10 protein-coding genes are annotated in these 12,160 nt (G+C 62.2%); 4 read left to right on the top strand and 6 right to left on the bottom strand.

The features are described 5' to 3' along the window. Nucleotides 1-61 precede the first annotated feature (61 nt). The 4 genes from trxA to ACCO56_RS25310 all read left to right on the top strand — a co-directional run bounded on the left by trxA (nt 62) and on the right by ACCO56_RS25310 (nt 4,063). The gene (gene trxA, locus ACCO56_RS25325) at nt 62-385 is read left to right on the top strand and encodes a thioredoxin (protein WP_433643664.1); all 324 of its coding nucleotides are present in this window, start codon (nt 62-64) and stop codon (nt 383-385) included. A gap of 375 nt (nt 386-760) precedes the next feature. After that, nucleotides 761-2,269, top strand: a complete 1,509-nt coding sequence (locus ACCO56_RS25320) for an amidohydrolase family protein (protein ID WP_433643663.1) — start codon at nt 761-763, stop codon at nt 2,267-2,269. After that, nucleotides 2,266-3,213, top strand: a complete 948-nt coding sequence (locus ACCO56_RS25315; protein ID WP_433643662.1) for a CobW family GTP-binding protein — start codon at nt 2,266-2,268, stop codon at nt 3,211-3,213. Before ACCO56_RS25320 ends, ACCO56_RS25315 begins: the two co-directional genes overlap by 4 nt. A 10-nt stretch (nt 3,214-3,223) precedes the next feature. After that, nucleotides 3,224-4,063 carry an IclR family transcriptional regulator gene (locus ACCO56_RS25310; RefSeq protein WP_433643661.1) on the top strand — a complete coding sequence of 280 codons (840 nt, stop codon included), beginning with the start codon at nt 3,224-3,226 and terminating at the stop codon, nt 4,061-4,063. A gap of 58 nt (nt 4,064-4,121) precedes the next feature. Here ACCO56_RS25310 and ACCO56_RS25305 read toward each other — a convergent pair whose 3' ends face one another. From ACCO56_RS25305 to ACCO56_RS25280, 6 genes are all read right to left on the bottom strand, one after another. Then, on the bottom strand, nt 4,122-5,348 hold the full coding sequence (locus ACCO56_RS25305) for an NAD(P)/FAD-dependent oxidoreductase (RefSeq protein ID WP_433643660.1): 1,227 nt from the start codon (nt 5,346-5,348) through the stop codon (nt 4,122-4,124). Nucleotides 5,349-5,350: 2 nt separating this feature from the next. Beyond that, nucleotides 5,351-7,027 (bottom strand): ABC transporter ATP-binding protein, encoded by a 1,677-nt coding sequence (locus tag ACCO56_RS25300; protein WP_433643659.1) that lies wholly within the window; start codon nt 7,025-7,027, stop codon nt 5,351-5,353. Nucleotides 7,028-7,032: 5 nt separating this feature from the next. Continuing rightward, nucleotides 7,033-7,914, bottom strand: a complete 882-nt coding sequence (locus ACCO56_RS25295) for an ABC transporter permease (protein WP_433643658.1) — start codon at nt 7,912-7,914, stop codon at nt 7,033-7,035. Further along, on the bottom strand, nt 7,914-8,855 hold the full coding sequence (locus ACCO56_RS25290) for an ABC transporter permease (protein WP_433643657.1): 942 nt from the start codon (nt 8,853-8,855) through the stop codon (nt 7,914-7,916). Before ACCO56_RS25290 ends, ACCO56_RS25295 begins: the two co-directional genes overlap by 1 nt. 70 nt (nt 8,856-8,925) lie before the next feature. Further along, complete coding sequence (locus ACCO56_RS25285; protein WP_433643656.1) at nt 8,926-10,551, bottom strand: ABC transporter substrate-binding protein; 1,626 nt, start codon at nt 10,549-10,551, stop codon at nt 8,926-8,928. 66 nt (nt 10,552-10,617) lie between these two features. Then, nucleotides 10,618-12,069: a M81 family metallopeptidase gene (locus ACCO56_RS25280; protein WP_433643655.1), complete on the bottom strand. Its 1,452-nt coding sequence runs from the start codon at nt 12,067-12,069 to the stop codon at nt 10,618-10,620. Nucleotides 12,070-12,160: the final 91 nt, after the last annotated feature.

Here is a 12,160-nt window from a genome sequence, read left to right as displayed (position 1 = left end):
ACGCACGCATCTCGAATACCACATATTGTGGGACCTCAGATCACTCGAAAGGAACGACCGCATGGCCACCGTCAAGATCGACAAGAACAACTTCCAGTCCGACGTGCTCGATGCGAAGGAGCCGGTCGTGGTCGATTTTTGGGCTGAGTGGTGCGGCCCCTGCAAGATGATCGCTCCGGCCCTTGAAGAGATTTCGACCGAGCTCTCCGGCAAGGTGAAGATCGCCAAGCTCAACATCGACGAGAATCCCGAGCTCGCTGCCCAATTCGGCGTGCGATCGATCCCGACCCTGCTGATCTTCAAGGGCGGCGAGGTTGCCGACATGAAGGTAGGCGCGGCCCCGAAAACCGCCCTGTCCCACTGGATCAACGGCGCGGTCGCCTGATCGGTTATTCTGAAAACCGAAACCGGCCTTCCAGGCCGCGCGGAAAGTGGATCCGAGCTCCGGGGATTGTCACCGGGGCTCTCTTTCTATCAGGCGGTTGCGACCCTGCTGGTTATGCCTCCAGCACGGACCCGCCATCTCCTCCAGATCGCCCAAGGGCGAAAAAATTGTGGGCCGATATCGGCGGGCGCATAGCGGGGTCGCCGGGCCTACCCCGCGGCCGCCCGTCGCCTTCTACGGCGGCTCGCAATCTATGTGATTCAGGGGCGGCGTAGATCTCCAGCGATATGGACAGGTCTGCCAAATACTGCAATGGTGGACAGCAATCACTGTAGAGACATAATTCCATTATAAGAGACATTCGGGAGGGTGAATATGGCAGACGCAACGGCCGCCTTTGACATCGTTGTTCGCGGCGGAAGGGTTCTCGATCCTGAAACCGGGTTCGATGCGATCGCCGATGTCGGCATAGTCGGGGATCGCATCGAAGCTGTCGGCCCCGCGCTCGCCGCCGGCGCGCGGGAAATCGACGCCTCCGGCCTCGTGGTCGCGCCGGGGTTCATCGATCTTCATGCGCACGGGCAGTCCATTCCCGCGGACCGAATGCAGGCCTTCGACGGCGTTACCACCGCGCTGGAACTCGAAGTGGGCGCGTTGCCGGTCGGCCGCTGGTATGAAAGCCAGAAGGCAGCCGGTCGCGTCCTCAATTACGGCACCGCGGCGGCTTGGCTGTTCGCTCGCAAGGCAGTGATGATTGGCCTGGATCTGAACGGCAAGTTGGCCCCGATAGAGATGATGGGTGCCGGCGCGAATGACATGCGCTGGTCCGTCGAGACGTCGTCGCCCAGCCAGACGGAGGAGATTGTCGCGATCACCCGTGAAGGTCTCCAGCAGGGTGCCCTGGGTATCGGCATTCCCAACGGCTATGCGCCGGGCGCGGGCGTGAAGGAAATGACGCGGATCTGCGAACTGGCGGTGGAGTTTTCCATGCCGACCTATACGCACATCCCTTATATGTCCAACCTCGACCCGAAGAGCTCGATAGAAGCGTATGTTCGGCTGATCGGGCTTGCCGGTGCGACAGGCGCGCATATGCATATCTGTCACCTGAACAGCACCAGCCTTCATGACGTGGAACATGCGGCGGCCCTCATCCGCAAGGCTCAGGAGCAGGGTCTGCCCGTCACGACGGAAGCCTATCCGTACGGCACCGGCTCCACCGTGATGAGCGCGGGCTTCTTCATGGAGACGGATTTCGCGGAACGGACCGGAACAGGCTACGATGCCATCCAGGAAGTAAGCACCGGCAAGCGCTTCAAGAGCCGCGACGAGCTTGCGGCGGCGCGGACCGCAACGCCTGGTGCACTGGTGTTGTGGCATTTCCTCGACGACAAGAATCCGCACGACAGCGAGCTGCTGGATGTCTCAGTCATGTATCCCGGCGGCGCGATTGCGTCGGATGCGGTGCCATGGAGCAATCCGGACGGCACCCTATATTCGGGCGACGAATGGCCACTTGGGCCGGATAAGTCTTCGCACCCGCGCTCCTCGGGCACCTATACGAGGTTCCTGAACCAGTGGGTAAACGAGCGTAAGGTCGTGCCGCTGCTGGAGGCGATCGCCAAATGCACACTCATCCCGGCCAGGATCGTCGAGAGCTGCAGCGAGCAATTCCGTCGCAAGGGGAGGTTGCAGGCCGGATGTGACGCCGACATCGTGGTCTTCGATCTCGCCGACGTGCGCGATCGGGCATCATTCGAAGAGATGCACCTGCCGGCGGATGGCATGGTTCACGTCCTGGTCAATGGCGAGGCTGTCATCAGCGAGCGTGAACTGGTCCTCGATGCGCGCCCAGGCCGGGCGATCAAGAGCGACCCTCGATGACAACCCCGGTTCTTGTCATCACGGGGTTTCTCGGGGCTGGCAAGACCACGCTCATCAACAACTTGCTGGCGAAAGCCGATGGTCGCCGCATCGCGGCCGTCGTCAATGATTTCGGCGCGATCAACATCGACGAGGAACTGATCAGCGGCAGGGCGGATGCCGTCATCGGCCTCGCCAATGGCTGCATCTGCTGCACAATGCAGGGCGACCTGCTGCGTACGCTCAAGCTGCTTCTGGCACGCGATGCGGCGCCGGACCATATCGTCATCGAAGCGAGCGGCGTGGCTGATCCGTCCGGTATCATCCAGGCTCTGTCCGACCCGGTGCTGTGGAAGAGCGCGAGGCTCGATGCCGTCGTTTGCGTGGTGGATGCCCCGGACATCCACGACACGCCCTCGCGGAGGGCCGACGATCTATGGCGCGCCCAACTCTCGGTCGCCAACTTCATTGTTCTGTCGAAGACCACGGAACTAGCGAAGGAGCAAGTGGAAGCGCTCGTTTCGTCCCTGTCGCCATCAGGCAAGCCTCCGGTCTTCGACCCCGCAAGGGAGCCACTTCCAAGCGATGTGTTTTTCGACGTCGGCGAGCCGGTATCCAGGTTCACGGCCACCCCGGTATCGGCGACCGTCAGGGCCGACCGTTTCACGAAGCTGGAATGGCAAACGAAAGCCTCGCTTCCGCTGGAAGGATTCCAGTCCCTCATAGCCGAATTTGCCCCATCGCTTGTTCGGGCCAAGGGAATACTCCGATTTCGCGAACGTCCGGGACAGGGCTATCTTTTACAGATGGTGGGCTACAAGGTGACGCTGGAACCCACGAGCGGCGAAGAGGACGGCTGCAGGCTCGTCATGATCGGCGAACGGGGGCGTCTGGCCAGCGAAAGTCTGCAAGCGCGGCTCGATGCACTCCTTTCCGACTCGTCTCGCAGCAGCCACTCGATTTAGTGAGGGAACCATGCAGGGGGAACATGTCGTGCATCGAGCCAAGGGTACGGACAGAATTCTCGACATTCTCGAACATCTCGAGAATGTCGTGGAGCCGGTCAGCCGTAACGCGCTTGCCAAGGCGCTCGATTGCCCCCGTTCCACGATCTATTCCCTGGTCGAGCAGTTGGTGGCGCGCGATTGGCTGGTTGTCGATGACGATGGCAGCATCAGCCTCGGCCACCGCGCGGGACTGCTGGGCCTTGCCTATTCGCGCAACGCTCGCTTCGAGCAGGTGGCGCGCGAGGTTGTGCAGCGCGTGGCGGTCGAGACAGGCGTCGTCACTGAAATCAACGTCGCAGATAACTGGCAGCAGCTCGTGTTGATCTCGGCAACCGGGCGTAGCCGCAACTATCTGCGAACCGTCGAAGGCTCGCGTTATCCACTGCCGATAACCGGTTCGGCGCGACTGCAACTGGTCGATATCCCGTGCGAAACGATCCGCCGGAACATTCCCGACGAGGATTTCCGTCTCGGCTCGGGCGGGCTTCTTCCCTTCGATCGCTTTTGCGAGGAAATCGAACAGGCCAAGCGGGATGGCTACTTTATCGCCCGTGGCCTCATCGAGCCCTATGTAGGAACGGCCGGGACGCCGATCCTGAACCGCAACCATGAGTGCGTCGCAACGCTGAGCATCATCTTGCCGCAGGCCGATCTCGATGCACGGCAGGATGAGCTGATCGACAGGCTAAGGCGTGGCGCCGAAGAACTGTCCAGCTATCTGCGCGCCGCGGTGTGGTCGATGGGCGACCGAGCCCACAATCATCTGTTCCGCGATAGGGAAGCCTTGCCTGACCGCCTCTCGGATTGAGGTGGCGGCCGCTTCAAGCAACGAAAGCATGTCGTTTGCCCAAAACCGCTGCACACTCTTAGGCGACATGCATGAGTTGTAGCTCGGCGGGAAGGGGTCCATCGCCCTCCATGGCCCGCGCGAGCATTTCACCAGTTGTCGGCCCGAGCGTGAAACCCTGATGGCCATGTCCGAAATTCAGCCAGAGCCCCTGATGTCGCGGCGCACGACCCACGACCGGCAACATGCCCGGCATACAGGGTCGGTTCCCATACCAGGGCCGTGCTTCCACCGGGTCGCCCAGTTCGAACAGCTCTCCTACCGCGCGCCTCACATGGCGCGCCTGGTGCATCGAGGGAGACGATTCGAGCCATGTGAGTTCGGCGCCTGTCAACAGCCGAAGACCCGCCTTCATCGGCGAGACGACGGCTCCCTTGTCCGCGTCGATCATCGGAAGGTCGGGCCCTTTCCCCTGATAGTGCCGGTGATAGCCTCGTTTGAAGAACAGCGGCACGCGATAACCGAAGCGTCTCAAGAACTCGCCGCTCCAGGGACCCAGCGCAACGATGGCGTTCTCCGCTTCTACCACCCCCTCCGGCCCGTCGATGCGCCACCCTTTCCCTGCCCGGACGAGACTGTAGGCATCGGCACGCATCACGCTTCCGCCGCGCGCTGAAAACAGCTTCGCATAGGCGGCTACGAGCCCGCCAGGATCGGAACAGCTCCATGCCTCCGTCCAGCGAACCGCACCTGCAAGGCGCCTGCGCAGATTGGGTTCAGATGCCGCAAGCTGATCGGCGGATTCGATATCGGTTCCCACGCCATATTCCCTGGCGATGCGTTCCGCGTCGCGTGCCGCTTCCTCGAAGCTGCGCTGCGTGCGATGGACCTGCCTGAAACCATCACGTCGGACGATCGCCTGTGCGCCGGCGGCCTCGATCAGGGGAGCGTGATCGCTGCCCGCTCGGCGGATCATTCGGCTATAGACTGCTGAAATGCGCCGATGGTTTTCCGGTGACGAGTGGATGAAATACTGCGTCAGCGGCAGTGCCCAACGGTGGATGGACCCGGCTCGCCACCGCACCTGGTCATTCAAACCCAAAGCCGCGGAGACAATCTCCCCGGGCGAGCGGGGGAAGGCGTATGGCTCGACCGCCTCCACCTGGATGATTCCGGCGTTCCCGTAGCTCGTTTCCTCGCCCGGCGCGCGCCGGTCGGCCAGAACCACGCTATTCCCTCTTTGCTGAAGCGCGAGCGCCGCGCCGACGCCGACCATGCCGGCTCCCAGAACAATGCACTCGGCCATGGTCAGGCGCTTATGTTGGGCTGCGATATCGCGCGACAGGCGGCGAAGTCCCACCCTCGCCCTGGCGCAGCGGCGATCAGGGATCGCGTATAGGGGTGCTGTGGCGAAACCAGCACCGCTTCGGCGGTACCGTGCTCGACGACGTTGCCGTGCTGCATCACGATCACCTCGTCGCATATCTGCGCCGCCACCCGAAGGTCGTGGGTGATGAAGAGAATGGCAATGCCCAGATCACGCTGCAGGTGCTCGAGCAGTTTCAGAACCTGGTCCTGCACGGAAACATCGAGCGCGGAGACGGCTTCGTCGGCGACGATGACATCCGGCTCCATGGCCACGGCCCGTGCGATGGCGATGCGCTGGCGCTGCCCCCCGGAAAACTGGTGAGGGTAGCAGTCGAGCGCATCGGATGGCAGCCCGACGATTTGCATCAGCTGGCGGGCGCGGGACAGTGCCTTCTCGCGCGGTACGCCGAAATTCGTTGGCCCTTCGATCAGGCTGCTGCCGATCTTGCGGCGCGGATTCAGCGAGCGGTAAGGATCCTGGAAGACGATCTGTATTCTTTCGCGCTGACGGCGCAGCGCGCCATGCGAGAGGCGACCGATATTCTGCTGGCCAAGGCGGATCGTGCCCTCGGTCGGGTCGATCAGCCTGATGACGCAGCGCGCCACGGTCGACTTGCCCGACCCGCTTTCACCGACGATGCCGAGCGTACGGCCGCGATGAAGCTGGAAGGTCACCTTCTCTGCCGCCCGTTTTTCGGAACGGGGCTTGAGGAAGCCACCGCTGCTATAGGTTTTGGAGAGTTCCGAAACATCGAGCACCGGTTCGCCCGCTTCCGCCGGACGCGCCGACCGCGGCTGCAGGCTTGGCACCGCCTTCAGAAGTGCGCGCGTATAGTCGTGCTGAGGGGTTTGGAAGAGGGCTTCCGCCCGCGCCGACTCCACGATCCTTCCCTGACACATCACATGCACCGTGTCGGCGATCTCGGAAACGACGCCCATGTCATGGGTAATGAACAGCACAGCCGTGCCATGGCGGCGCTGCAACTCGGAAATCAGCGCGAGGATCTGCTGCTGTGTTGTGACGTCCAGCGCGGTGGTCGGCTCGTCGGCGATAAGCAGCGCCGGTTCGAGTATGAGCGCCATCGCGATCATGATGCGTTGCCGCTGGCCGCCCGAAAGCTGGTGGGGGTAGGACGAATATACGCGCTCCACATCCGGCAGGTGCACTTGCTGCATGATGTCGAGGACGCGACGGCGCGTCTCCTTCTTCGACACGCGGCCATGTGCCTCGAGCACCTCGGCTATCTGGTCGCCGACGCGCATCACCGGGTTCAGCGCGGTCATCGGTTCCTGAAAGATCATCGAAATCCTGCTGCCGCGCATCGTCCGAATTTCTCGTTTCGAACGCTTGAGCAGATCGGCGTCGCCAAGCATGATGCGCCCGGACGTCACCGCGAGGACGCCCGCGGGCAAAAGACCCATCACCGCCAGCGAGGTAAGCGACTTGCCCGATCCGCTTTCGCCGACCAGGCAAGCGGTTTCGCCGCGACGAACACGCAGGCTGACATTGTCGAGGACGGGGCGAGAGCCTTCGGAGGTGTTCAATTCGATGCACAGGTTCTCGATGGAGACGACGTCCTCGGCACCATCGAAATTTCCAGTCTTGAAACTTACCATCGGGTTCACCCTTCCCGCTTGCGCATACGGGGGTCGAGCATGTCGCGTGCCGCGTCTCCGAGGATGTTTACCGACAGGACACAAAGAGAAAGCAGCAGGCCGGGCCAGAAGATCAGGGACGGTTTCAGAAGGAAGTAGGCGCGTCCTTCGGCCATGATGTTGCCCCAGCTAGGTGTCTCCGTTCCGATGCCGAGGCCCAGGAACGACAGGATCGCTTCGATCAGGATGGCCGATGCGCAGATATAGGTGGCCTGCACGATCAGCGGCGCGAGCGTGTTGGGCATCAGATGACGCCACAGGATGACGGGCATTCGCGTGCCGAGCGAAATGGCGGCCTCGACATAGGGCTCCTCGCGCGCGGACAGCACGACGGAGCGCACGAGTCGCACCACGCGCGGGATTTCCGAGAAGGTGATGGCCAGCACTACCGAGCCGACGCTTGCACCATGGATGGCGACGATCGCGACGGCCAGAAGCACCGCCGGTATGGCCATGAAGGCGTCCATCACCCGCATGATCAGGGCGTCGGCCACGCGGAAGAAACCGGCTACAAGCCCGATGAAGAGCCCGATCGAAACACTGATCGCCGCCGCTCCCAGCCCGATGAGAAGGGATATCTGCCCGCCATGGAGCACGCGTGAGAGCAGGTCGCGCCCGAACATGTCCGTTCCCAGCGGAAACTCTGCGGACGGCGGCTTCAGCCGGTTCGCGGAGAGAGCTATCGGATCGTGCGGCGCCAGCAGGGGGGCAAAGATAGTGGCGAACACGATCACCACGAGAACGCTGGCGGCGGCGACGGGAAGCATGCCGGGGCGTGTGCCGGGCGGCAGACCGAGGGAACTCAGAATGCTCCGAGAGGGCATTGTCGGGCTGGTTGTCTGCGGCATCAGTAGCGAATCCTCGGATCAAACAGCGTGTAGGCGATGTCGATGACGAGATTCACCAGGACGTAGATGCCGCTGGTGAGCAGGATTATACCCTGGATGACGGGATAGTCCCTGGCCATCACCGCATCGATGGTCAGGCGGCCGATGCCGGGTATGTTGAAGACGCTTTCGACGACGACGACGCCTGAGAGCAACATGGCGAAACCGGTGCCCACCACCGTCAGTATCGGCACTGCCGCGTTGCGCAGTCCGTGCCGCAACAGAACCTTGATCTCGCTGACACCCTTGGCATGGGCGGTGCGGACATAATCTTCGCCAAGGACGTTCAGCAGACTGGCACGCGTCATGCGCGCGGTCAGCGCCACATAGGCGGCGGTCAGTGTCAGGGCAGGCAGAATGGCATGGCGCATGAACTGCAGGAAATCCTGCGAGGGCGCCGTGTAGCCCTGCACCGGGAGCCATCTGAGATTGGCGGCGAATATGCTGATGAGCACATAACCGACGACGAAGGCAGGCACTGAAAAGCCTGCAACGGAGATCGCCATCACGATGTGATCGCTCGTGCGTCCGTGACGCCAGGCGGCGAGGGTGCCCAGCGGCACGGCCACGAGCACGGACATGACGATCGTCAGCAGCGCGATGTTGAGCGTCGGCCAGATGCGGTCGGCGATGAGGGCGTTGACCGATGTGCCGGAAATAAGCGAGGTACCGAGATTGCCTTGAAGAAGCTGCCCGATCCAGTGCAGGAACTGCATGTAGATCGGCTCGTTCAAGCCCATCGCTTCGCGCAGTTGGGCAATCTGCTCAGGCGTGGCCGCGTCGCCGGCGATGATGGCGGCGGGATCTCCCGGGGTCAGCCGCAGGATGAGGAAGACGATCAGGGCCACAATCGCCATCACCGGAAGAACCGACAGGATGCGCTTGAGGATGTAAAGCGGCATGGTGGCCTGAACTCCGTATCGGCAACGCCATCCGGCATGGAGCGACCCACTGCCGGATGGTCTATTGTTGTCAGTCGGCGAGCTTCACGTTCCAGAATACCGGGATCGCCGTGGGCAGCATGTCCGTCAGCTTGTTGCTCCGGGCCTGTACGAAGGAGTAGTTGCCGAGCGGCACGAAGATCACGTTGTCGAGGACGCGAGCCTGGACCTTGTGGGCGATTTCTTTTTGTTCGTCGAAGGTCGCTGCCTTGAGATAGGCCGCGCGCAGCGCTTCCAGCTCAGGGTCGGTCGCCCACCCGAACCATCCGGTATCGCCGGTCGAAGGCAGGATCGGATGCACGAGCGGGGTGTTGGCTTCGACGCCGCTCGCGAAACTGGTGAAGATGTTCCAGCCACCTTCCGAGGGCTTGTTCATGCTGGCACGCCGGGCCACCAGCGTCTGCCAGTCCATCGGCTGAAGATTTACGTTGAAGCCGGCTTCGCGCAGCTCCGATGCGACCACGACCGGCACACCCCCCATGGCGCCTATATCCGTCGGCTGCAAGATGACGACAGGGGTGTTGTCGTATCCGGCCTCTTCGAGCATTTGACGAGCCTTGGCCTTGTCGCCGCCGGCCTTGAGCGATTCCGCACCGGTTTCGTCTCCGAGTGAGGTGCCGCAGCCGAAAATCGCACCGCAGAGCCAATAATAGTCGGGGTTGCCGACCATCGTGGACATGACCTGCTCCTGACCCAGCGCGGTCAACGCCGCGCGGCGGATACGGACGTCGTCAAAGGGCGGGTGCTTGAAGTTCATCCGCACGAACCCTTGGTAGCCGAGTGGATCGCGGACCTCGACGGTGACGTCAGGGCTGCTCTCCAGGATCGGCAGCAAGTCGATCTGAGTGTTCTCGATCAGGTCGATTTCACCGGTCATCAGCGCGCTGATGGCGGTCTGACTGTCGGGCATGGTGACCCATTCCACGCGATCGACATTTACCACCTTGCCGCCAGCCATGCCGGAAGCAGCCTCGTTGCGCGGCTTGTAATCTTCGAAGCGCTTATAGACGATCTTCACGCCCGGCTGGAATTCCGAGTCGACGAAAACGAACGGACCGGAACCGACATACTCGGTGATTGCCGTGTCGGAAGGCGTGGCGGCGACACGCTCGGGCATGATGAAGGCCGGCACCGAAGACTGCTTCGCCAGCACTTCGAGCAGAAGCGGGAATGGCTCCTTCAATCTCCAGACGATCGTGGTCTCATCGGCAGCTTCGATCGAGCCCGTCGCGGCCATGAGGAAGGCGGCGGCTCCGTCGCGCGAGCCCCAGCGCTTCAGCGATGCTACGGCGTCGGCGGCAGTAACTTTCTTCCCGTCATGGAACACCAGGCCGTCGCGCAGCTTGAAGGTGTAGGTGAGACCATCCTCGGCGGTCTCCCAGCTTGCCATCTGTGGCTGGACCACGCCCTTCGCGTCGACGCCCACGAGCAGGTCATAGACCATGTATCCATGGTTGCGCGTGATGTGCGCGGTGCTGACGATCGGATCCAGCATGCGCAGCCCCGCATGCATGACCGCGGTAATGGTTTTTTCCTGCGCATGCGCAGCCGTGGCTGCGAGCGCGATAAGGCTCGCTGCGATGAGACGGCCGGCGCCTCGTGCAAAAGATCGCGCGGCACGGATCCCCTCCGCGCCCAAATCCGTGGAGAACGGCATTTCAATCACCCTCCGCTAGGAAGCCGGTGGCCCGGCAGAAAAATTGTGAAGTTTCGGATAGCCAGCTCATTTGGCCGAGATTGGCCATTTCGGCAGCTCGATGCGGCGATAGGGCAAGCTCGAAAGATCTGATGTCACCGTACCCCGGACCGAAGCATAGAGCACCTTCTTCGCGACCTTCGAGAATGAGGCGTAGAAGTGCTGGGTTGATTTGACGACGACGATGTTCTTGCTTTCCAGCGCACAGCCGAGCTGCGAGAAAAGATCGGTGTCCATGGCCTGGGAGCGGATCGTGGTGAGCACGACGTCGATCCCCTCTACCTCGACCAGGGCGCAGTCGCCGAGCGCGACGGGCACGCCGCCGAGTCCGCCCATCGTCATGTTGCGCCTGAGGGCTTTGATTGTGCAGACGACATCCAAGGGATCGCCGGACTCGGGACCCACCTTGCCGCCGATGCGCAGCGGAAGGCGAGCACCCTCTTCCGCGTCAAATGCAAGCTGGACCGCAACAGGGTCCCAGATCGGACCCAGGGCGGCATTCCCGATGCTTCGTTCAAGCATGCGGCGCAGAAGGAAGGTGGAATCGCTCGCCGCGCCACCTCCGGCATTGTCGGCCCCATCGGCGATCACAACCGGACCTTCATCCTCATCGAGAGCGAGGTCGAGCGCCTCATCGATTCTGGGTTGGTATTGGTTGATCTCCTCGCGCATGGCGTAGAGGTCGTCCGCGAACTCACGCGCAAGCGATTGCGCGAGCCCCTCGTCGCCGTCCGTATAGACGACAACGCGCGTCCCCATGTCCGGCACATCCGCCCAGGGAAAACCCTGAATGATGGACACCGACAGCACGCCTTCGCGCTGCTCCATTTCCTTCATGCGCTTCACGAGCGAAATTCCGGGCTCGCTCGTCGTGAAGATAAGCGTGGCCATGCCTGTATCGGCCACCGCAGCCACTGGCCGGATACGCTTTTCAACCTGGGCCGTGCAGAGATCCACGAGCTCGACGGCGCGATCATAGAGATCGGTGTGCGGGTACTCTTTGAAGGCTATGAGCATGTCGGCATTGTCCACCATCACGCGTGTGAAATGGCAGTGCGGATCCAGCTCCGCGCCGACAACCGTCTCGGGACCCACGATCTCGCGGACCTTCTTCAAGAGATCGCCTTCACAGTCGTCATAGCCTTCGGCGACCATCGCGCCGTGGAGGCCGAGCAGCACCATGTCGACCGGACCCGCCTTGCGAAGGTCGCCGAGTAATTCGTCTCGCAATGCCTCGTACGCCTTGCGCGTGGTCTTGCCGCCGGGCTGCGCAAAAGCAACCATGCCCTCGGCAACCGTCCAGCCCTTTTCTCGCGCGCGCTCCCGCGCAACCCACAGGGGCGCACCGAACAGCGTCATATAATCCGGATGATGGCCCGCGGCGTAATACTCGCCTTGTAGTTTGAATGCGCCAAGCCCGGTTGGGATAGGCGAAAAGGTATTGGTTTCCGTCGCGAGGACGGCCGTGAACACACGCATGGTGAGCCCGCTCCCCTTCTTTTCTGTTAGGCTCCGGAGAATGTGTGTCCACTGTAAGGGACCCACATTCTTTTCAGTGATCACGTTATTT

Source organism: Mesorhizobium sp. 1B3, assembly GCF_050958605.1.
Classification (GTDB): Bacteria; Pseudomonadota; Alphaproteobacteria; order Rhizobiales; family Rhizobiaceae.
This window is presented reverse-complemented; position numbering and strand designations above follow the sequence as displayed.

Bases quoted from the DNA above. Each gene is read 5' to 3' on its own strand.
- trxA (WP_433643664.1), top strand. From the start codon at position 62: ATGGCCACCGTCAAGATCGACAAGAACAACTTCCAGTCCGACGTGCTC.
- ACCO56_RS25320 (WP_433643663.1), top strand. From the start codon at position 761: ATGGCAGACGCAACGGCCGCCTTTGACATCGTTGTTCGCGGCGGAAGG.
- ACCO56_RS25315 (WP_433643662.1), top strand. From the start codon at position 2,266: ATGACAACCCCGGTTCTTGTCATCACGGGGTTTCTCGGGGCTGGCAAG.
- ACCO56_RS25310 (WP_433643661.1), top strand. From the start codon at position 3,224: ATGCAGGGGGAACATGTCGTGCATCGAGCCAAGGGTACGGACAGAATT.
- ACCO56_RS25305 (WP_433643660.1), bottom strand. From the start codon at position 5,348: ATGGCCGAGTGCATTGTTCTGGGAGCCGGCATGGTCGGCGTCGGCGCG.
- ACCO56_RS25300 (WP_433643659.1), bottom strand. From the start codon at position 7,027: ATGGTAAGTTTCAAGACTGGAAATTTCGATGGTGCCGAGGACGTCGTC.
- ACCO56_RS25295 (WP_433643658.1), bottom strand. From the start codon at position 7,914: ATGCCGCAGACAACCAGCCCGACAATGCCCTCTCGGAGCATTCTGAGT.
- ACCO56_RS25290 (WP_433643657.1), bottom strand. From the start codon at position 8,855: ATGCCGCTTTACATCCTCAAGCGCATCCTGTCGGTTCTTCCGGTGATG.
- ACCO56_RS25285 (WP_433643656.1), bottom strand. From the start codon at position 10,551: ATGCCGTTCTCCACGGATTTGGGCGCGGAGGGGATCCGTGCCGCGCGA.
- ACCO56_RS25280 (WP_433643655.1), bottom strand. From the start codon at position 12,069: ATGCGTGTGTTCACGGCCGTCCTCGCGACGGAAACCAATACCTTTTCG.